The sequence below is a fragment of the Steroidobacter cummioxidans genome, assembly GCF_003104955.1.
This window is the reverse complement of sequence record NZ_LSRW01000039.1, coordinates 37,987-58,068: the sequence shown is the minus strand read 5'-3', so window position 1 is coordinate 58,068 and position 20,082 is coordinate 37,987. Positions and strand designations below refer to the sequence as shown.

General features: G+C 62.1%; 15 protein-coding genes. 11 read left to right on the top strand and 4 right to left on the bottom strand.

Annotation, left to right across the window (positions count from 1 at the left end; all coding sequences use genetic code 11):
• Nucleotides 1–76 precede the first annotated feature (76 nt).
• From D0550_RS19030 to D0550_RS19015, 4 genes are all read left to right on the top strand, one after another.
• Complete coding sequence (locus D0550_RS19030; RefSeq protein WP_116810789.1) at nucleotides 77–2,218, top strand: family 20 glycosylhydrolase; 2,142 nt, start codon at nucleotides 77–79, stop codon at nucleotides 2,216–2,218.
• The gene (ptsP, locus tag D0550_RS19025) at nucleotides 2,215–4,758 is read left to right on the top strand and encodes a phosphoenolpyruvate--protein phosphotransferase (RefSeq protein WP_116810780.1); all 2,544 of its coding nucleotides are present in this window, start codon (nucleotides 2,215–2,217) and stop codon (nucleotides 4,756–4,758) included. Before D0550_RS19030 ends, ptsP begins: the two co-directional genes overlap by 4 nt.
• 24 nt (nucleotides 4,759–4,782) lie before the next feature.
• Entirely contained in the window at nucleotides 4,783–6,522 is a 1,740-nt protein-coding gene (nagE, locus tag D0550_RS19020) for an N-acetylglucosamine-specific PTS transporter subunit IIBC (protein ID WP_116810779.1), read from the top strand.
• Between the two features lie 178 nt (nucleotides 6,523–6,700).
• Nucleotides 6,701–8,953, top strand: a complete 2,253-nt coding sequence (locus tag D0550_RS19015; protein ID WP_161965925.1) for a TonB-dependent receptor — start codon at nucleotides 6,701–6,703, stop codon at nucleotides 8,951–8,953.
• 721 nt (nucleotides 8,954–9,674) lie between these two features.
• Here D0550_RS19015 and D0550_RS19005 read toward each other — a convergent pair.
• Together D0550_RS19005 and D0550_RS19000 are read right to left on the bottom strand one after the other, a co-directional pair.
• Nucleotides 9,675–9,959 (bottom strand): hypothetical protein, encoded by a 285-nt coding sequence (locus D0550_RS19005; protein WP_116810776.1) that lies wholly within the window; start codon nucleotides 9,957–9,959, stop codon nucleotides 9,675–9,677.
• The gene (locus D0550_RS19000; RefSeq protein ID WP_116810775.1) at nucleotides 9,956–11,029 is read right to left on the bottom strand and encodes a sodium-dependent transporter; all 1,074 of its coding nucleotides are present in this window, start codon (nucleotides 11,027–11,029) and stop codon (nucleotides 9,956–9,958) included. The genes D0550_RS19005 and D0550_RS19000 overlap by 4 nt, the downstream gene beginning before the upstream one ends.
• Before the next feature lie 191 nt (nucleotides 11,030–11,220).
• Here D0550_RS19000 and D0550_RS18995 point away from each other — a divergent pair, with 191 nt between their 5' ends.
• The 4 genes from D0550_RS18995 (at nucleotide 11,221) to D0550_RS18980 (ending at nucleotide 14,498) form a co-directional block, all read left to right on the top strand.
• On the top strand, nucleotides 11,221–12,543 hold the full coding sequence (locus tag D0550_RS18995; protein ID WP_116810774.1) for an amidohydrolase family protein: 1,323 nt from the start codon (nucleotides 11,221–11,223) through the stop codon (nucleotides 12,541–12,543).
• An 87-nt stretch (nucleotides 12,544–12,630) separates the two neighbouring features.
• Complete coding sequence (locus D0550_RS18990) at nucleotides 12,631–13,551, top strand: dihydrodipicolinate synthase family protein (protein WP_116810773.1); 921 nt, start codon at nucleotides 12,631–12,633, stop codon at nucleotides 13,549–13,551.
• Between the two features lie 48 nt (nucleotides 13,552–13,599).
• Nucleotides 13,600–14,079 (top strand): VOC family protein, encoded by a 480-nt coding sequence (locus tag D0550_RS18985; protein ID WP_116810772.1) that lies wholly within the window; start codon nucleotides 13,600–13,602, stop codon nucleotides 14,077–14,079.
• Between the two features lie 11 nt (nucleotides 14,080–14,090).
• Entirely contained in the window at nucleotides 14,091–14,498 is a 408-nt protein-coding gene (locus D0550_RS18980; protein WP_116810771.1) for a RidA family protein, read from the top strand.
• A 79-nt stretch (nucleotides 14,499–14,577) separates the two neighbouring features.
• On the opposite strand, the gene D0550_RS18975 is transcribed toward D0550_RS18980, so the two are convergent.
• Nucleotides 14,578–15,855 carry an MFS transporter gene (locus D0550_RS18975; RefSeq protein WP_116810770.1) on the bottom strand — a complete coding sequence of 426 codons (1,278 nt, stop codon included), beginning with the start codon at nucleotides 15,853–15,855 and terminating at the stop codon, nucleotides 14,578–14,580.
• Nucleotides 15,856–15,913: 58 nt separating this feature from the next.
• Nucleotides 15,914–16,825, bottom strand: a complete 912-nt coding sequence (locus D0550_RS18970; RefSeq protein WP_116810769.1) for a LysR family transcriptional regulator — start codon at nucleotides 16,823–16,825, stop codon at nucleotides 15,914–15,916.
• Nucleotides 16,826–17,065: 240 nt separating this feature from the next.
• On the opposite strand from D0550_RS18970, the gene D0550_RS18965 reads away from it, so the two are divergent.
• From D0550_RS18965 to D0550_RS18955, 3 genes are read left to right on the top strand one after another with little or no spacing between them, the layout of a single operon-like run.
• Nucleotides 17,066–18,262 (top strand): NAD(P)/FAD-dependent oxidoreductase, encoded by a 1,197-nt coding sequence (locus tag D0550_RS18965; RefSeq protein ID WP_116810768.1) that lies wholly within the window; start codon nucleotides 17,066–17,068, stop codon nucleotides 18,260–18,262.
• 10 nt (nucleotides 18,263–18,272) lie between these two features.
• Nucleotides 18,273–18,572 (top strand): (2Fe-2S)-binding protein, encoded by a 300-nt coding sequence (locus tag D0550_RS18960; RefSeq protein ID WP_116810767.1) that lies wholly within the window; start codon nucleotides 18,273–18,275, stop codon nucleotides 18,570–18,572.
• Nucleotides 18,572–20,044, top strand: coding sequence for an NAD(P)/FAD-dependent oxidoreductase (locus D0550_RS18955; RefSeq protein WP_116810766.1), 1,473 nt, complete (start codon nucleotides 18,572–18,574; stop codon nucleotides 20,042–20,044). The genes D0550_RS18960 and D0550_RS18955 overlap by 1 nt, the downstream gene beginning before the upstream one ends.
• Nucleotides 20,045–20,082 lie beyond the last annotated feature (38 nt).

Sequence of the window (20,082 nt, the reverse complement as noted above, 5' to 3'; positions counted from 1 at the left end):
CGTTGAGTCGCGAGCCAATCGCGCAGGGGGATGTTGCGTGCGGACGTCGTGTTGTCCTTGTTTGGTGCAGCCGCTCATGCAGCGCAAACGCAGAATACTCACACTGATCTGCTGCACGTTCGTCGCCGCAGTCGCCGGTTGCAGCAAGCCTGTTTCTGATTCACCGGCCACTGCTGCGACAACACTGCCGGTATCAATTATTCCGGCGCCGCGCGAACTGACGCGCGCAGCGGGGCAATTCGCTGTGACTACGTCCACCCCTGTGGTGTTCGAAAACGGTTCGCCCGCAGAAGCGACGGCCCGGTACTTCATCGATCTGATGCAGCGTACGCGAGGCATGGCGCTGACGGCGCGCAACTCCGATGCGAGCGGCGCGATCAGCTTCAAGCTTCTGGCCGATGAGGGCACGCCGGATGATGAGGGGTATTCACTCGATGCATCCCCCCGAGGAATAACCGTATCCGCACGCAGCCCTCGCGGCCTTTTCTATGGGGCGGTGAGCTTGTGGCAGCTGCTCACAGCCGAAGCGCCCAGTGCGCCAGGCGCGACGACGATCGATGTGCCGGCGCTGACGATCACGGATGCGCCGCGCTTCCGCTGGCGCGGCCTGATGCTGGACTCTGCGCGGCATTACCAGTCGCCGCAGTTCATCAAGCAGTTCATCGACGTGATGGCGCTGCACAAGCTGAATGTCCTGCACTGGCATCTAACCGACGACCAGGCGTGGCGGCTCGAGATCAAGAAGTACCCGAAGCTGACCGAAGTCGGCGCGTGGCGCGTGCCCGCCGGCCCTGCGGCGGCGGCGGATATCGATCCGACCACCGGCAGGCCGCGCGTTTACGGCGGCTTCTATTCGCAAGATCAGGTGCGCGACATCGTGGCTTACGCGGCTGCGCGCCACATCACCATCGTGCCCGAGATCGACATGCCCGGGCACGCGAGCGCGGCGATCGCCGCTTACCCGAAGCTTGCCGTCCTCGACAATCCGCCACGACAGGTGCCGGCCGACTGGGGCGTCTACCCCGCTCTCTTCAACGTCGAGGAGTCCACCTTCGGGTTCCTGCAGGACGTGCTGAGCGAGGTGCTCGCCCTGTTCCCGAGCGAATACATCCACGTCGGCGGCGATGAGGCCGTCAAGGACCAATGGAAAGCTTCGGCTCGGGTGCAGGCGCGTATGCGCGAGCTCGGCGTCAAGGACGAGCACGCGCTGCAGGCTCATTTCATCGAGCGGATGCAAGCGTTCTTGAGCAACCAAGGGCGGCGTTTGATCGGTTGGGATGAGATCCTCGAAGGCGGACTGGCGCCGAATGCGACGGTGATGTCGTGGCGTGGCATCGATGGTGCGGTGGCCGCTGCAGCGGCGGGGCACGACACCGTGTTGTCGCCGCAGCCGACGCTTTATTTCGATCGACGGCCGTTCGATACGCCGAGCTCGCCGGGTCGGGTTGAGATATCGACGGTGCAAGATGTATATGCGTTCGATCCGGCGCCGGCGGTCATCAGCGAACAGCAACGCAAACATATCCTCGGTGTCCAGGCGAATATCTGGACCGAGCACATCCGTACGCCGGCCCGAGTCGAGTTCATGGCCTTCCCGCGAGCGGCCGCAATCGCAGAGGTCGGTTGGTCGCACACCAAGGATTGGGCCGGGTTCTCCGAGCGCCTGCCGGCGCAGCTCGAACGTTACAGGGTGCTCGACGTTCGCTTCGCCGAGGCGCCGCTGCCGCGGCCAGTGGATCCTCTTCGGCGCAGCAGCCACGAGATGGCGCTGTGCACGGACAAGATTGCACTGTCGTTGGAGGACGATGCGCCGATCTCGGGTGAGCGCGCCGTCTTCAAGGTCGACATCATGGAGCCGTGCTGGTTGTTCAAGGGCGCGGACCTTGCCAAAGCAAATTCGCTGGTCGCCGCGGTCGGCCAGGTGCCGTTCAATTTCCAGATCGGCGATGCTGTGAAGCAGATTCCACTGCACAAGCCAGCGACGCCTGCGGGTGAGTTGGAAGTGCGTCTCGATGATTGCAAGGGCGAGCGCATTGCCGTGCTGCCGCTGGCGCCGGCGGTCAAGAATTACGCGGTGACCACTTTGCCGTCGGCGAGTATTGCGCCTCGTGAAGGCATTCATGATCTGTGCTTCATGTTCACGCGCAAGAGCGTGGATCCGATCTGGGTGATCGATTCCATCGAATTGAAGACCGACGCGGTCGCGGGGACGGAATGAGCGGTTCTGCAACGCTGCTGAAGTTGCATTCGCCGCTGCGCGGCTGGTGCGCGTCGTTAGAGGAGACGCCGGATGAGGTGTTTGCGCAGCGTTTCCTCGGCGACGGCGTCGCCATCGATCCCACGGGCGATACGCTGCACGCGCCGTGTGATGGCGAGATTGTGTCGGTCGCTGCGTCCAAGCATGCGGTTGCATTGAGGGCGGACAACGGGGCGGAGATTCTTCTGCACGTGGGTATCGACACCGTTGCGTTGGGTGGGAATGGTTTTGAGGCGCTCGTGCAGCCGGGAGCGCGTGTGAGTCGTGGGCAGCCGTTGTTGAAGTTCGATCTCGATGTGCTGGCCCGTGGGGCGAAGAGTTTGATCACGCCGATGCTGGTGACCAATGGCGATCGGTTTTCGGTCGCCAATGCGTGTGTGGCGTTGGCTGTCGATGTTGGCGATGCTTTGTTTGAGGTGATCGCGACTGCGGGAAGCGTTGCGGCGGTCTCAGGCGAAACGTCGCAGGAACACACTCTGAGCTTCGTCGTACCGCTGGAGCACGGCATCCACGCACGACCGGCGGCATTGATCGCCAATTTTGCGAAGACGCAGCCACAGGAAATTGCTATCTCGGCGCATGGCCGCAGCGCTAACGCGAGAAGCGCGGTGTCGCTGATGGTGCTGGGCGTGAAACACGGCGATGAGATAACGCTGACCGCTCGCGGCGCCGGTGCAGCCGTACTCGATCAGCTCAAGCAGCTGGTGCTTGGGATCAAGGAAGCGCCGCACGCCGCTGCTCCCATCAAAACCACTGCAGAAGAACCACCTGCTGTTGTGTCGACGCCTGCGAGTTCTAACAAGCTGCGCGGTGTCATCGCCAGCCGCGGTCTCGCAGTCGGCCGGGCGGTTACTCTGAGAGCTGCCGAAATCGCCGTCGTCGAAGCCGGCAAAGGCATCGCTCACGAGAGCGCAGAGTTCGAACGCGCGCGTGACGAAGTCCGCGCTCGGCTCACTCAACTTGCTCAGCACTCACAAGGGCCCGCCAAAGACGTCATCACCGCTCATCTCGAATTTATCGACGATTGGGAGCTCGTCGCCTCCGCTCGTCGTACTATCTCTCGTGCCAAGAGCGCCGCCTTTGCCTGGCGTCGTGCGGTTCGCGACAGCGCAGACACGCTGCGTGCGCTCGGCGAGCCGCGGATGTCCGAGCGAGTGGACGACCTGATCGACCTGGAATCTCAGGTGCTGCTCGCCCTCAGCGGCGAAGCGCCCGCCACGATTCCTCAGCTTCCCGATCGCGCCATCCTGGTCGCCGAAGATCTCAAGCCTTCTCAGCTCGTGTCACTCGACGCCACCAGGCTCGCCGGCATTTGCCTCGCCGGCGGCGGCCCAACCTCACACGTTGCAATCCTCGCAGCCGCGATGGGCGTCCCCGCGCTCGTTGCACTCGGCCAGTCGGTACTGAGCGTTGCAGACGATGCGTGGCTGGTGCTCGATGCCGAGCAGGGCACGCTCACCATTTCTCCCGATCAAGTCGCTCTGGCCGCCGCGGAACAAACGTTGACGCAGCGAAAGCAGCGCCAGCAGAGCGAACGGGCGGCGGCGCATGTGGACTGTCGCACGGCCGACGGTGAGCGCATCGAAGTGTTCGCCAATCTCGGCTCCATCGCCGAAGCCCAAGTCGCCGTCGCGCACGGTGCCGAAGGATGCGGGCTGTTACGCACCGAGTTTCTGTTCCTGGAACGCGACGCGCCGCCGAGCGAAGACGAGCAGCTCCAGCAATATCAGGGCATCGCCCACGCGCTCGAAAAGCGACCGCTCGTCATTCGCACATTGGACATCGGCGGCGACAAGCCGATCCCATACTTGCCGTTACCGCCCGAAGAAAACCCGGCGCTCGGCTTGCGGGGCGTGCGCACGAGCCTGTGGCGTCCAGATCTGTTGAGAGTCCAGCTGCGAGCCATTCTTCGAGTGCAGCCAGTCGAACAGTGTCGCGTGCTCCTGCCGATGATTACGGATCCGGCTGAGATTCGCGCAGTCCGGCGGATGCTCGATGAAGTGCGACGTGAGCTGGGCATCGCCTCAGCCGTGCAAGTGGGCGCAATGATCGAAACGCCTGCATCGGCAGTAATCGCCGCCCGTATCGCGCGCGAAGTAGATTTCCTGAGCATCGGGACCAACGATCTCACTCAGTACACGCTCGCGATGGATCGAGGCCATGCCGAGCTGGCTCATCGCATCGACGGCTTGCACCCGGCGGTCTTGAACTTGATCGCGATGACAGTCGACGCCGCCAATGAGCACGACAAGTTGGTCGCGGTGTGCGGCGGCCTGGCATCGGAGCCCGCGGCAGTGCCCATTCTCATCGGCCTCGGTGTGCGTGAGTTGTCGGTGGTGCCGACTCTGGTGCCGCAACTGAAAAGCTTGATCCGCACTGTCACTGTCGATGCGTGCCGTTCGCTGGCGCAACGCGCGCTTGGGATGGATACGGCGGAGGCAGTTCGTGCACTGGCCAATGAAGCAATGACGCCGGCGCGGGGTGTGCTGGCGGCGGAGTAGCAGAGCTTCCGCAGGGGTGATGCGATGAAAAATATAATTACCGGTTTGCAGTCCGTCGGCCGCGCGCTGATGCTACCGATCGCCGTGTTGCCTGTCGCGGCGCTGCTGCTACGACTCGGTCAGCAGGATCTGCTCAACATTCCCGCGATCGCCGCTGCTGGCGACGCGATCTTTTCCAATCTCGGATTGCTGTTTGCGATTGGCGTCGCCGTCGGCCTGGCACGTGAGAATCATGGCGCGGCAGGATTGGCGAGCGTGGTGGGCTATCTGGTGACGACGAAAGGCGCAGAAGTGCTGATCTCGGTGCCGCCGGAAGTGACTGCGCAGCTGGCCGATCAGGCACGTGACTTTGCCATCGCGGCGTTTCGTGAACGCGAGCTTGCGAAACTCAGTGTCCCCGCCGGTTTGCTCAATGGATTGATCGCCGGCTATTTCTACAACCGTTACAGCGACATTCGTCTGCCTGCCTATCTGGCGTTCTTCGGCGGCCGACGTTTCGTGCCCATCGCGAGCGGCACGGCCGGCATCGTGCTTGCGCTGGCGTTCGGTTTCGGCTGGCCCATCCTCGAGCGCGGCATGGATGCGACCAGCGACGCGGTTCTGGCATCCGACTCCATAGGATTGTTTGCGTATGGCGTGCTGAACCGCGTACTCATCGTGACCGGTTTGCATCACATCCTGAACAACGTCGCCTGGTTCCTGCTAGGGGACTTTCATGGCGTGACCGGCGACCTCAAGCGTTTCTTCGCGGGCGACCCGACCGCGGGCGCTTTCATGTCCGGATTCTTTCCCGTGATGATGTTCGGTTTGCCGGCGGCGTGCCTCGCGATGTATCAGGCGGCGCCACTGCATCGACGTGCAGCGATCGGCGGCATGCTGTTCTCGATGGCGCTGACGTCGTTCCTTACCGGTGTCACCGAGCCCATCGAATTCTCTTTCATGTTCCTGGCGCCAGTGTTGTACGGCATTCACGCGGTGCTGACCGGCATCGCGATGGCGGGGATGGATCTGCTGAAGGTGCGACTCGGGTTCGGGTTCTCCGCAGGCCTGTTCGACTACGTGCTCAACTTCGGTAAAGCCACGCAGCCGCTCTGGCTCGTGCCCATCGGCCTGGTGTACTTCGCGTTGTACTACGGACTGTTCCGATTCTTCATCGCTCGCTTCAATCTCGCAACGCCGGGTCGTGAGATCGAAGACACCGCGAGAACAACTACTGATGCGGGCACGCAAGACGATGCAGTTCAAAGTTGGATTCGTGGGCTCGGCGGCGCAGGCAATCTGGTCGCTGTCGATGCATGCACGACGCGCCTGCGGTTGTCGATCGCCGATCAGAAGGCGGTGAACGAGGCAGCGCTCAAGGCGCTGGGTGCCCGTGGCTTCGTGCGGCCGTCACAGCAAACATTACAAGTCGTCGTTGGGCCGATCGCGGACCAGTTGGCTTCGTCCATTCGGGCTGGCTTGAAACTGCCCGCGAGCGTTGCGTCTGAGTCACCAGCTCCGGCGACTGAGGCGCCGACCGTTGCGAGTTCTCTCTCGGCGAAGCAATTGCTGCAAACGCTCGGCGGCATGCAGAACATTCGAGACATGCGAGCAGCCGCGAGTCGTATTTGCTTCACGGTGCGTGATGACTCGGTTGTGTCAGCTGAAGTTGCCAAGCTCGCAGGAGTGCGTGGCGTTGTGAGGCCGATGGCTCACAGCGTTCATGTGGTCATCGGCCCAGCTGCACCAGGTGTGCTCGCCGAATTGGGGCGCCTGAGAGTTTGATCGCACCGGAATGGCGCTGTCACGCCATTCCATTCCCGCCTGATTCCATCACGCTCGAACGTTGCGTCGGGCGCAACAAACATCGCGCGCGCATGTGCTTGTACCCGCATATGCGAAGAGCATCCTATGGTGAGGCAACGCTGCTGGCCGTTCACCACAAAAACGTATGGGGTACATCATGGCACTGCCAACTCGGTCTCGGCCGTCGATACGACGCTGCGGTCGTTACGGATCTCTGGGCGCATCGGCGCTTTGTTTGCTGGCAGCCGCTCAGGCGCAAAGCGCCGAGCCGAAAGAGCCGAATATCGACGAAGTGGTCGTGACGGCACAGCGGCGCGCCGAATCCATTCAGGACGTGCCGATCGCGATCACCGCCGTGGGTGAGAGAACATTGCGCGATCAGAACGTCAAAGGCATCGAGGACTATTTTGCGCTGACGCCGAACGTGAGTTTCCGCAGCGACGGCTCGCGCGACCGCAAGGATTTGAGCATGCGCGGGATCAGCAACCAGCTGAATCAATATGCCAACGTGCGGCCGGCGACTTACGCGTTCTACATCGATGAATTCAATGTCGTTGCCGGCACCAGCAATCCACAGATCGTCGATCTGGAGCGCATCGAAGTGCTGCGCGGCCCGCAGGGCACGTATTTCGGCCGCAACGCCGTGGGCGGTGCGATCAATGTCATCACCAAGAAGCCCAGCAACGAGTGGTATGGCGAGATTGGCCTGGATTACAGCAGCTTTGACACGCGCAACGGGCACGGCGTCATCAACATTCCGATCGTCGACGGCATTTTCGCCATCCGCGCCTCGGGGCAGATCGAGGAATCCGACGGCTGGATCAAAAACATCAATCCGATCGGCGGCGGCAACGACTACGACTACAAGACCGGCCGCGTCCAGGCGCGCCTCACGCCAAACGATCGCCTGACTTGGGATTTCGCATACAGCTACAGCGATGAACAGACGGGCATGCGAGTGGGGGTGCCGACCGGCTTCATCACTGCGACCTGGCGAGCGGTGTACTACGGCAATCGTCAAGGCGACATCACCGATCCGGACGGCGTCGGTTTCTACCCCAACAACGACGACCGCGTGAATTTCAATCGCCCGCAGAACGTGGGCAGTGAGTACAAGTACTACAGCACCCGAGCGGTGTACGAGTTCGATTCCATGGCGCTGACAGCAGTCGCCGGCAAGATCGAATCGGACGTGTTCAACTACGGCGACGTGGACGGCGGCAGTCACGACTTCTACTACGAAGATCTGCAGCTGAATCGCCAATCGACCAGCGGCGAGCTGCGACTGCAATCGCTGGGAACGAAGACGCTGGAGTGGAGCATTGGCGCATCCATCGGCAAGGACGAGGGCACGATGGACCAGTCCACGTATCACGGTCGCGAGAGCCCGCAACGTCTGCCGGAGGGCACGGAGACGACAGGTGGCGACTCGGTGGCGTCGTCGAAATATTGGGCGGTGTTCGGACAGGCTACGTGGCGGTTCGCGGATCAGTGGCACATGGTGATCGGTGGACGCTATTCGTATGAGGAAGTCGACACGTATGCGGTGACGCGCTCCAACGGAGTGCTCACGGGCATCAACGATCGCAAAGTCGATTTCGACGACTTCTCGCCGAGATTCACGATCGGTTGGGAGCCTGCGTCGAACGTGCTGGTGTACGCGACGGCATCGCGAGGCTTCAAGTCAGGCGGTACTCAAAGCAGCAACAACATCAACCTGAGCAACGAGTTCAAGCCGGAAATCCTGTGGAACTACGAGACGGGCCTGAAACTCGACCTGCTGGGCCGCCGGCTGCGATTGGATGGCACGCTGTTCTACATGGATTGGAAGGACGTGCAGCAGCTCATCCGCTTCCAGTACCTGGACAACGGCGCGATCAGAGCGGTGAGCGGCATCGCGAACGCGGCGAAGGCGCGCAGCTATGGTGCGGAGTTGAGTGCGGACGCGGCGGTGACGGAGCGGTTCAAGCTCAGTGCGCAGCTGGGCTATTTGAAGGCGAACTACGAAGACTATCCGGCGGCGTTGATCGATGGCCTGGTGTTGGACCTGTCAGGAAAGCCGCTGGTGGATGCGCCGAAATGGACGGCGGGTGCGCAGGGCCAGTACACGATGCCGATCTCGTCGACGTTCGAAGCGTTCGCCAGAGCGGAGTGGAATTACCGAGCTGAGACGCTTTCGAATCCGTATGTGTATCGGTACTACACGTGGCCGTTCATTGCGCCGAGCTATCAAGTGACGAATCTGCGAGTGGGGGTGGAAGGAGAGAGGGTGCGAGTGGTGGCGTACGCGGAGAATGTGTTCGACGAGGATTACTTCTCGAATACGTACGAGAAGGCGTTTTATAGCGGTGTGCAGTTGGAGCCGTCGACGCGCGTGTTTGGTGTGAGTCTGACGTATAAGTTTCAGTAGTTTCGTAGGCCAGTACGACCCTATGGCCGGTGGTCCGTGGTTGGGCGCCGGCCTTTTTATTGGCATCTGTGTTTCGGAGGCGCGTCGGTGGTCTGCGTCGGCGTTGCTGTTTCGGAGGCGTTGGTGGTCTGCGTCGACGGGAGCGACCTACCTCCGCCCGGCACCGGGCACGGCCGGAGCGCTAGCGCTCCTACACCGCACGTCCATGATGAGCCCTGCTGTTGCGGCCCCGTCCATGTGCCGCAAAGCTGCCGGGCGGAGGTAGGTCGCTCCCGTCGACGCCGAAACGTCACAGCGGCTTCGCGCGTGACTCTGCTCCGACCACCAACCGTTAGTTGTGAGTTTGAGGCTGATCGTTGTCGCAACGGCAGTTGCGGCCGCGCTAAAGCGCGGCCGCTCTGGCGACGTTGCAGCCGTGATTTCGGGGCGGTGGCTGTCGGGGGTCTCGGGAAGTTCGCAAGCACCGTGACGCTAAGCCTGACGCCATTCGAGCAAACCGTTGCACGCTCGCAGTACCTCCGCCGCCACGCGTTGCAGCTCGCAGCGCGCTAGCGCGTTAAGGGCGAGCGACACCGCCGGTGAAGCAGCCACTGCCCAAATCATGCGGCAGCCATCGACGCACAGCCCACCAACAGTGAAGACGCTCGCGAGTTTCCCGAGACCCCCGACAGCCACCGCCGAGCCACCGACGCCTCTCATCTCCAACGCGAAGCGACCCGACCTAAACCACCGAATAAAAGATCACCAATATCGCCACCGGCACCAAATAGCGCGTCGCCGCGTACCACAACTTGAAGCCCGTCCCATCTCCCAACCCAAGCTCGTCCCTTACCGCTGACCGCGACAATGCCCACCCCGCGATCAGAGCTACCATCAACCCTCCGAGCGGCATCATCAAATTCGATGTCAGATAGTCGAGCACCTCGAAGGGTGTGCGCGTCGATTCGATGCCCAGCCATTGCAACGGATGCACATCGCTCCAATGGTTGAACGACAGCACCGTCACGAATCCATCAGCCAGATGATGAAGCCGGTGGAGTAAGCCAGCGTCGGTCGGGACCAGTTGGTGTATTCCTCCAGCGCCGCCACGATCGGTTCCTGAATCACGATCGTCGCCGTCAGCGCCGCGAACGACAGCAGCAGGAACAGCAGCGTGCCGAAGATCTGCCCATAGGGCATCTGGCCGAATGCCACCGGCAGCGTGACAAAGATCAGCCCCGGTCCCTGCGTCGGTTCCAGTCCATATGTAAACACCAGCGGAAAAATCGACAGGCCCGCGATCAGCGCCACCAGGCCCTGTGCAAACGCGACAGTGAACACTGCGCGAGTGATGGAATATTCGCGCTTCATGTAGGCGCCCATCATCATCATGACGCCCACACCGATGCCCAGCGAAAAGAACGCCTGCCCGAACGCTGTGACCACGACGCCCGCGGTGAGCTTGCTCCAGTCGAGGCTGAACAGGAAGCTCGCCGCCTGGCCGAAGTCTGCGAAGATCGCCGAGTAGATCAGCAGCACGAACAGAATTACGAAGCGCAGCGGCGTCAGCACACCCGATACACGCTCGATGCCTTTGTTGATCCCCCGTGCAATCACAACCGCCGTTGTCGCGATGATGATTCCCGAGAACAGCAGCATGCGCGCCGGGCTGGACAGCATCTGTTGGAACGCCGCGGCCGCGCCGGCGGAGTCGATGTTCTTGAAGCCGCCGCGGACGCCGAAGACGAAGTAGTCCAGCATCCAGCCGCAGATCACGAAGTAGTAGCTGAGGATCAGGATCACGCTGGCGGTCGCCAGTGCCCCGAAGGATTTCCAGAATGGGGCGATGCCGTCGCGTGTGACCAGCACATTCATGGTGCCGACGACGCTCTTGCCGCCGTGGCGGCCGATCAGCATCTCGGCCATCAGTGCCGGGATTGCGATCAGGAACAGCGCGAAGAAGTACAGCGCCACGAACAGTCCGCCGCCGTTGGCGCCGGCCAGGTAGCTGAACTTCCAGACGTTGGCGATGCCCGCCTCGGTGCCGATGGCGATGATCAGGAACAGCAGATTCGAGGACCAGTGTCGCGCGCCCATGTTCACCCGCGGGTTTTTGTCAGGCGCGTTCGAGCTTGCAGGCGACGCAAGGTGGGTTCAATGCATCGCGGGCCGCGGTGTCGTTGCGCTCAATGCAACGAACTTCGGGCGGCTTGCAGATTGACCTGCGGTGGCGGCGGCTTCGATGATAGGGCCACAACCACGGTGGCTCGGGCCAGGAGAAGACGATCATGGGGCGATGGTGTAAGCGTTCGACGCTGCTGGCTGTGCTGTTGCTGAAGGCGTCGCTCGTTCCCACCGTGTCACTGGCCGTGCCCACGGCGGTGTTCACGCAGGCCGCGCCGCAGGCGGGCGCGATTGCCATTGTGGGTGCGTCGGTCGTGAATGTCGAAGATGGCTCGGTGATTCCGGATGCGGTCGTGGTCATCGAAGGCGATCGGATCAAGTCGATCGGCCCGGCGTCCTCGGTGAGCTTGCCGGCGGACGTGCAGAAAATCCGCATGGATGGCAAATGGCTCGCGCCCGGCTTGTTAAATATGCACACCCACTTCGGCTTGAAGCTGCCGGGGCCGGCGGGCGCGGCGCTCGAGAACGAGACGGACATGCAGCTGGTGCTGCGTATGGCAGAGAACGCGCGGCAATCATTGTATGCAGGCGTCACGACTGTGCGTCTGGTCGGCGAAGAGCGCGGCAGTGATTTTGCGCTGAAAGCGGCCATCGACGGTGGTACGGCGCTCGGACCTCGGATACAAACAGCTGGCGAGATCATCGCGACCACGGGCGGGCACGGCTTTCTCGAAGCCGACGGTACCGCCGAGTTGTCGAAGGCGGTGCGCCAGCAGATCAAGAACGGTGCGACGTGGATCAAGGTTGCGATCTCGGGCGGTATCTCCGATTCTCACGGCAGCATCGCGGCGTCGACCATGACGCACGAGGAGATGAAAACGGTCATCGAAGTCGCGCATCGCAATGGAGCGAAGGTGACGGCGCACAATGGCTCGCCGGTCGCGGCGGACGAAGCGTTGGCGCTCGGCATCGATTGTTTCGAGCACGCGTATCACCTGACCGAGAAGCAGCTGCGTACGATGAAAGCCAGAGGCGCGTGGCTGGTGCCCACTGCGGTCGTGACCGACGAAGGAGCGATGGAGTTCTTCCGCAAGATTGGCTCGCCGCCGTGGTATCTGGAGAGAGTGAAGAGCACGCGCGTCGATCATCTGAAGATGCTGCAGACAGCGGTGAAACTCGGCGTGAACATCGCGCTCGGCACCGATCAATTTCCGTTCGAGCCCAATGCGGGCACCACCGCGACGGTGCGTGAGGCGGAGCTTTATGTAACGGCCGGCATGACGCCGCTGCAGGCATTGCAGGCCGCGACGCTCAAGCCAGCAACCATGCTCGAGATGGACAAAGAGGTGGGCTCGCTCAAGCCCGGTCATTACGCCGATATCATCGCAGTGAACGAGAATCCCACGCAGAACATCGCCGCGCTGCGGACCATCAGCTTCGTGATGAAAGGCGGTCAGGTGGTGCGGTACGACCAGCCGTTGCCGTGAACGCAACGTAATGGCGCGCGCGAGGATATTGAACCGGCCCGGCATTCTTTTTAGCGTGTCAGGCGTCGAAGTCTAAAAGGTCAGAGTATGGACAGGCATTCGGTCCAGTGGCGGGGCTACATTCCGGCGATCACGACCCCGTTTACTGGCGACGGAGCGCTCGATCTCGACGCCCTGGACCGGTTGTTGGGGTGGCTGCATCGCGAGGGCATGCACGGCATCATCATCGGCGGCACGCAGGGCGAGTGGTTCACGATCAATCAAGCCGAGCGCAAGCAGCTGATGCAGGCCGTCGGTCGCAAGCTCAGCGGCAAGATCCCGCTGATCGCCGGGTGCAGCGGCTACACGTCGCAGGAAGTCGCGGCGCACGCCAGGCTCGCCGCCGATCATGGCTTCAACGGCATTCTGGTCACGCCGCCACCGTACATGGTGCCGACCGATCGTGAGATTCTCGCGTTCTATCGCGAGGTCAACGATCTGGTGTCGTTGCCGATCTGCGTCTACAACTGGCCGCCGGGCACCAATGTCGATATGCCGCTCGGGCTGTTGCAACAGATTGCCGAGCTGTCGAATGTGGTCGCGATCAAGAACTCGACGGCCGACCTGCGTCATTTCGTCGATGTGTTCTTCGCGTTGAAAGATAAAGTGCGTGTGTTCGGCGTGCCGATGAATGACCTGGGCATCCTGCTCGTGCAACAGGGCGCCGACGGCACAATGGGGGCGGGAGCGGTGCTCGGCCGCGAGCTGCCTGACTATTTCAATGCGATCTGGGACAACGACATTCCGCGTGCACGCAAGCTCGGCGATAGAAACGAGGTGCTGATGCGCGCGTGGTTCAACACCGATTACACAGGGCGCTTCGGCTCGGCGCAGGCTATCTTCAAGGCGGCGTTGAACGAGCTCGGATTGCCGGGCGGGTATCCGCGGCGTCCGTTGTTGCCACTGGAGCCTGAAGGCGTGCGCGTCGTGAGAGAGACATTGATTCAGCTCGGCAAAGTCAGCGCATAGCTCGCACTGACCCGGGATAGAAACAAACATCAGTCGTTGGAGTCCGCCATGGCCGCCCGCCCTCGCTTGCTCGCTGTCGATCACGTTTCTCGCACGGTGCCCGACATTGAAGCAGCCATCGCGTTCTACACGGACGCCTTCGGCGCCAGCGTGTTGTTTCAGATCGGGCCGATCGACGCCGCGGATATTCCGGCCGGCCCGGATGGCAAGGATTGGATGGAGGCGCACGTCGGCGTGCAGGGCGCGAAGCTCACGCTGGCCATGTTGCAGCTCGCGCCAAATTTGAAAGTGCAGCTGGTTCAATACGACAAGCCAAGCGATCGCAGGCAGGTCATGCCGCGCAATTGCGATCTCGGTGGGCATCACATCGCTTTGCTGGTCGAGGACGTCGAAGCTGCCGCGGCCTGGCTTGCACAAAAAGGCTGCAAGGTACTCGAGACCATCGCGATGGATGCCGGGCCGCTCGCAGGCAAGAAGAACATTTACGTCGCGGATCCGTGGGGTCATCAATTCGAGCTGGTCGATTGAAGGAGATCACTATGAGCGTCGAACGTATCAATCCGCCCGAGCTCTACGACAGCGTGCGCTACGGGTTCTCGCATGCCACCCTGCAGACGGGAGGCAAGACGCTGCACCTCGCGGGGCAAGTGGCTTGGGATGCACAGGGCAATGTGGTCGGCGGCTCCGACCTGGCTGCGCAGACGCGCCAGGCGCTAGCGAATCTCAAAGCGGTGTTGAAGGCTGCGGGCTGCACGCCGGCGGACATCGTTCGGATCCGCACGTACGTTGTAAATCACACACCCGACAAGCTCGGCCCGGTGCTCGGCGAAGTCGGTGCGTTCTTCGGTGGCGCCACGCCGCCGCCGAATACTTTCATCGGTGTGGCGGCACTCGCGCTGCCGGATTTTCTAGTGGAAATCGAAGCGATCGCTGCAGTCCCGGAGTAGATGAGCCTGAGGCTTTGCTGCCCGGCTCAGTGCGATTCATTCTCAAAGTCCTGCGTTGTCGTTGAACGCGATGGGGTCGTCACGCTGGAGCGCTCGGGTCCGCCAGCGTCGTTGCACTTGCTTTCGGTCTCTCTAGGAGAGTAAAAAGCACCCCGAAGGCCAACAGGGGAATAGCACCGGCTGCAATGAACACCGGTGCGTAACCATAATGATCGAGTGTCCAGCCGGTGGCCATGGTGAACACCATGCCACCGGCTCCGGCGCCCATTCCGCCCAACCCCACGACCGAGCCCACCGAGTCTCGCGGAAACGCATCGGCGCACAACGACATCATGTTTGGCGCCCACAATCCGAAGCCGAACATTGCGGTGCTGATGCCCGCGAAAACGATGGCGATGCTCAGTTCGAAGGCCGCAGCGATGCCGCCGGTCATTAGCAACATTCCGATCAGCATCACGGTGAGTCGCGCGGGAATCACGCGCATTCCTCGACGACACAGTACATCTGACAATGCGCCTCCGAGCACGATGCCCAGGCCCTGCGCGGCAAAGGGAATCCACGCGTACTTGCCAATATCGGCGGCTGTGAAGCCGGCGCTGCGGGTCAGATATTCGGGAATCCAGAAGTAATAGAACCAGACCCACGGATCGGCGAGCACACGCGCGCCGATCACGGCCCACACATTGCGCGATCGAAGCAGAGCGACATACGGTGTGCGCTGGACTTGCTCGACGGGCGCCGCGTTCTCACTGATATGGCGCAGCTCTTCGTTCGTGACGGCTGGATGCGCGTGAGGCAAGCGATAGAGCCACAGCCAAGCCACGAGCCACACCAGGCCGACCAGGCCGGTGAGAATGAAGGCCCAGCGCCAGCCCAATGTGAGATTGATCCACGCGACGATGGGCACCGAGATCACGAGTCCCGCGCTCACGCCGGCGCTCCATAGCCCAGTTGCGAAGCCGCGCTCTTTCTGCGGGAACCACTCGGAAACAGCCTTGACGCACGCGGCCCAGCTGCCGGCTTCTCCAGCACCCAGCAAAAACCGAAACACAGCAAAGGATGCGACGCTGCTGGCCATCGCGTGCAAGCCGGCGGCAATCGACCACCACGCCATGATCAGAGCAAAGCCCAGCCGCGTGCCGACGCGATCGATCAGCCAGCCAGTGATTGGCTGCATGAACGTGTACGCGAGCAGGAACGCCGTGAGAATCGATGCGTAACCGGTGTTGCTGATCTGCAGTTGATCGCGCAGCGTCGGCGCGAGCACCGTCAACACCTGACGGTCGACATAGCTGATCGCTGTAGCCGCGAACAGCAACAGCACGATCACCCAGCGCAAGTTGGGAATTTTTTTCACGGTGTCAGCGCCGCTCGGCTCGAGCGAGCGGCGTCTTCACGAAGCTCGCGTTGTTGTATCAGCCAGCGGGCGCGATCAAGCTCTTCAGGTGCGCTTCGATCCGCAGCATCAAACGATACACGCCATTCGGCACTTGCCGGCCGGTGCGCGTGATCAGACTGATACGGGTCGAGTTCATCACCGGGTTTTCGATCGGAATCGCAATCAGCTTGCCTTCGCTCAACTGCGGCTGTGCCAGGAACTCCGGCAGGAACGTCAGACCGCGGCCGCACTTGGCAAAGTCTTTCAGCAGCATCATCGAATTGGCGATCAGGCCGGGCTCGAGAAACACGGCTTCGGCGTGCTCGGCCTCGCGCACGATCTGTCGGATGCGGAACGAGTCTTCCGGCAAGCCGATACTGTACTTTTTCAGCTCGCCCAGCTTCACGCTCTTACGGCCGGCCAGCTCGTGCTTGGGATGCACGATGGCCTTCAATGGCTGCGACAGCGTGAGGCGCGCGCGGACCTTTGGATCTTTGGGCACGTCGAAGATGAGACCGAAGTGGGCCTCGTCCTCGCGCACCAGGGCAACCGCATCGTTGGTGCCGCTCATTTTCACACGCACCGTCAGCCCTGGATAACGACGCATGAAATCCTGCAGGACCTCACTGAATGCATCGCTGATGAAGGCCTCGCCGACCGCGAGGTTGATGGTGCCGGTGCGGATGCTTCGCAACTCGGCGACCCGCGACAGGAACACCTCTTCGTGAGCCTGCATCTCACGGTAGTAAGCAAAGGCGGCGTTGCCTGCCTCGGTCAGCTTGATCTTGCGGCGTCCGCCTTCGATCAACCGCATGCCCAGTTCCTTCTCGAGCGCGGCGATCTGCCGGCTGATGGATGAGGTGGCGACGTTCAGCTCATCGCTGGCCGCCCGCATCGTCCCGAGCCGCGCTGCCTCGTACAAATAGCGCAGTCGAATTTCCCCGTGCATGCGTTCTCCCGGATACTTGCAGTAAACGCAACGAAGTCCAGTCTATGTTGAGGTCGAGCCCGGATTCAATCAGCTCCCACCTGGGCGGCAGTCGCGCTTTGGGGCCGCCGCAGGCCGGTTTATGTTGACTGTGTTGCGGTCGGCGCAACAAATTTTTCCAAACAACGAATTGACCGCTGCGGCGGGTCCAAGATATTCCCAGCAATTGGCCGGACGGTCGGCGCGGAGCCCTGAAGAAAAATGATGCGCGTCAATGTGGTGGTACTCGGTGGCGGCCTGGTGGGCTGCGCGGCCGCGTATTACCTGGCCCGGCGCGGGGTTGGCGTTCTGTTGGTCGAGCAGGGCGATCTGAATCGCGAGGCGTCCGGCCGCAATGCCGGGTCGCTGCATTTCCAACTCGAATACCGCCTGATCCGCTACGGCGATGAGCTGGCTGCGCAATTCGCACAAATTATTCCGCTGAGCCTGGTGGCGCTCGAGGACTGGCGCGGACTGCAGGCCGAGCTGCAGACCGATCTGGAAGTCGGCATGCATGGCGGCCTGATCGTGGCTGAGTCGGATGCCGATGTGAGCTTGCTGGAAAGGAGGCAGGCACTGCAGGAGAAATGGGGACTGGCTTCCCAGCTGCTGTCGGCGTCCGAGGTGCGGCGGATTGCGCCGTATCTGGCTGACAGCGTCATCGCGGCTGGCCACTTTCCGCATGAAGGACATGCGAATCCCCGGCTGGTCGCGCCGGCGTTTGCTCGTCGCGCGGAAGCATTGGGGGCGACCATTCGATCGCAGACTCGCGTGACAGCGCTCTTGCGTGATGGCGCGGAGTGGATGGTTCCTTTGGTGGATCGTGAGGGGCGCATTCAGGAAGTGATGGCGGCAGCGGTGCTCAACGCCGCCGGTGCGTGGGCGGGTGAGATTGGCGCGCTCGCGCATTTGCATTTGCCGATCTTTGCGGTGCCCTTGTCGATGAATGTCATCGAGCGCGCGGCGCCTTTGATTCCCCACCTCGTGCAGCACGCGAGCCAGCGGCTGACGCTGAAGCAGGTGGCGGCAGGAAATATTTTGGTGGGGGGCGGTTGGCCGAGTCGCTTTTCGTACGACGGCTCGGCGATGAACACGCAGCGGCGTGTCGAGCCGGTGGTCGAGAATGTGATGGCGAATTTATCGCTCGCTGCCCGGCTGGTGCCGTCGATTGGCAGCTTACACTTGTTGCGCTCGTGGACGGGGATTACCGGGATCACGACCGATCAAATGCCGCTGCTCGGCGCGGTGCCGGAAGCGCCGGGGTTCTTCGTCGCTGCCGGCGGCGCTGCGTTTACCCACGGGCCGACGTATGCGCGGCTGGTGAGTGAGCTGATATTGGATGGGCGGCCGTCGGTGAGTATCGATTTGTATAGCCCGGCGCGGTTCAGTCACATCAATAATTTCATGGCGTCGGTGTGAGAGCCCAGGCATGAGCAAACGGATCACGCTGGGTGTCGCGCGGCCGGCGCCGATCAATATTTTCGTCAATGATCGGCCAGTTGAAACCTACGAAGGCGAATCCATCTTGACGGCGCTGATGGCTGCCGGCGTGCTGACGATGTCGCGAGATAGCTTTGGGCGGCTGCGCACACCCTTTTGCAATATGGGCATTTGTTTCGACTGCATGGTCGAGGTGGAGGAGGAGGGGGCGAATGTTTCATCGCGCGTTCGCGCGTGCTTGACGCCGGTGCGTGCCGGAATGCGTGTGGTGGTGCCGGAAGATAATTGATGGCTGCCAACGAACAAAAAGCTCTCGACGCGACGTGCGACGTTGCCATTGTCGGCGCCGGCCCGTCCGGTCTCGCCGCCGCGGCGTTGCTTCGCGAGCACGGCGTGTCGGTGACCATCATCGATGAACAACCGCGCGCCGGCGGGCAGATCCTCCGTCAGCCGCCGAAGCGTTTCGCTGTCGAGCGATGGCTGCCAGCAAGGCTGTACGATCGCGTGAAGGGTGCGCTTCAGGCGGTTGACGAGCGGCAGGATATCGATTGGCGGTTTCAATCGACCGTACTTGGGATCATGCGGCCGTCGCCGTATCGAGCTGGGCCGCGGACGCACGAGCTGTGGGTTCAAGGGCCATCTGGTTGTTACTTGCTGCGCGCAAACGCGGTGCTGCTCGCGCCGGGCTGTTACGAGCGCCCGCTAGCCTTCCCTGGCTGGACGTTGCCCGGCGTGATGGGAGCTGGGGCCATTCAGGGCTTCGTGAAGAGCCAGCAATTCGTACCCGGCGACCGTTTCGTGCTCGCGGGCAGCCATCCATTGCAGCTTGTCGTCGCGGATCAACTGCTCAGCGCCGGTGCTCAGGTCGCTGCGGTGGTCTTCACTCAACGGATGCAACAAGCCTCGCTCATGTTGCGACACCCGCTCGTTGCACTCAGGCACCATCGCCAGCTACTGGAAACGGCCCACATCTTGCGTCGGCTTCGGCGAGCCCGCGTGCCCGTCATCTTCGGCCACACCATCGTGCGCGCGGAAGGTGCTGCCGCCGTAGAGCGGGCCACGATCGCGGCGATTGATCCCAGCGGCAGGATCGATCATCACCAAACCCAGGCCTTCGAGTGCGATCGCATTGGTATCTGTCACGGCTTTCTTGCTTCATCCGAGCTCGCGCGACAGGCCGGCGCCGAGGTGCATTGGAAGGATCACGCCGGCGGCTGGCTGGCTCGTCACAACGACTGGTTCGAAGCGAGCGTCAAAAATCTATTCCTGGCTGGCGAGATCACCGGCGTCGAAGGCGCCGACGCGGCATTGGAAAAAGGTCGTATCGCCGCGGTGGGAATTCTGCGCTCGCTCGGTCGCGTGGATGACAACCAGGCCAACAATCTAGCCGCGACCGCGAGGACTCGCTTGTCGCATTTGCAAAACTTCGCTGCCGTCCTTCAGCAGCTAGCACGACCGCCTGCGGCGCTCGCGCTGCAAACCATGAGCGACGACACCATCCTATGTCGCTGCGAGTCCATCGAATGTGGCGAGCTGCGACAGGCGCTCACAGATAACAAACACGTCCTCTCGGCGGACGCCGCCAAGCTGCTGACAAGAGTCGGCATGGGCCTGTGCCAGGGCCGAATGTGCGGCGACAACGTCGCACGAGTGATTGCCCAGACGCGCGGCGTACAGCCGAACGAAGTCGGCCCATTTCAGGCACAAGCGCCAGTGAAGCCGGTGCCTCTCGCCACACTCGTGCGTGGACGTTGCGGCTGAGGCAACGAACGCGCGCAGCCGGTGTAATTGTATTCGGA

What these genes read in the sequence shown, in the direction of transcription:
- D0550_RS18960 (WP_116810767.1), top strand. Translation starts at nt 18,273, where the DNA reads ATGAGCAAACGGATCACGCTGGGTGTCGCGCGGCCGGCGCCGATCAAT.
- D0550_RS18990 (WP_116810773.1), top strand. Translation starts at nt 12,631, where the DNA reads ATGGACAGGCATTCGGTCCAGTGGCGGGGCTACATTCCGGCGATCACG.
- D0550_RS19015 (WP_161965925.1), top strand. Translation starts at nt 6,701, where the DNA reads ATGGCACTGCCAACTCGGTCTCGGCCGTCGATACGACGCTGCGGTCGT.
- ptsP (WP_116810780.1), top strand. Translation starts at nt 2,215, where the DNA reads ATGAGCGGTTCTGCAACGCTGCTGAAGTTGCATTCGCCGCTGCGCGGC.
- D0550_RS18955 (WP_116810766.1), top strand. Translation starts at nt 18,572, where the DNA reads ATGGCTGCCAACGAACAAAAAGCTCTCGACGCGACGTGCGACGTTGCC.
- D0550_RS18970 (WP_116810769.1), bottom strand. Translation starts at nt 16,825, where the DNA reads ATGCACGGGGAAATTCGACTGCGCTATTTGTACGAGGCAGCGCGGCTC.
- D0550_RS19030 (WP_116810789.1), top strand. Translation starts at nt 77, where the DNA reads ATGCAGCGCAAACGCAGAATACTCACACTGATCTGCTGCACGTTCGTC.
- D0550_RS18985 (WP_116810772.1), top strand. Translation starts at nt 13,600, where the DNA reads ATGGCCGCCCGCCCTCGCTTGCTCGCTGTCGATCACGTTTCTCGCACG.
- D0550_RS19000 (WP_116810775.1), bottom strand. Translation starts at nt 11,029, where the DNA reads ATGGGCGCGCGACACTGGTCCTCGAATCTGCTGTTCCTGATCATCGCC.
- D0550_RS18995 (WP_116810774.1), top strand. Translation starts at nt 11,221, where the DNA reads ATGGGGCGATGGTGTAAGCGTTCGACGCTGCTGGCTGTGCTGTTGCTG.
- D0550_RS18980 (WP_116810771.1), top strand. Translation starts at nt 14,091, where the DNA reads ATGAGCGTCGAACGTATCAATCCGCCCGAGCTCTACGACAGCGTGCGC.
- D0550_RS18965 (WP_116810768.1), top strand. Translation starts at nt 17,066, where the DNA reads ATGATGCGCGTCAATGTGGTGGTACTCGGTGGCGGCCTGGTGGGCTGC.
- nagE (WP_116810779.1), top strand. Translation starts at nt 4,783, where the DNA reads ATGAAAAATATAATTACCGGTTTGCAGTCCGTCGGCCGCGCGCTGATG.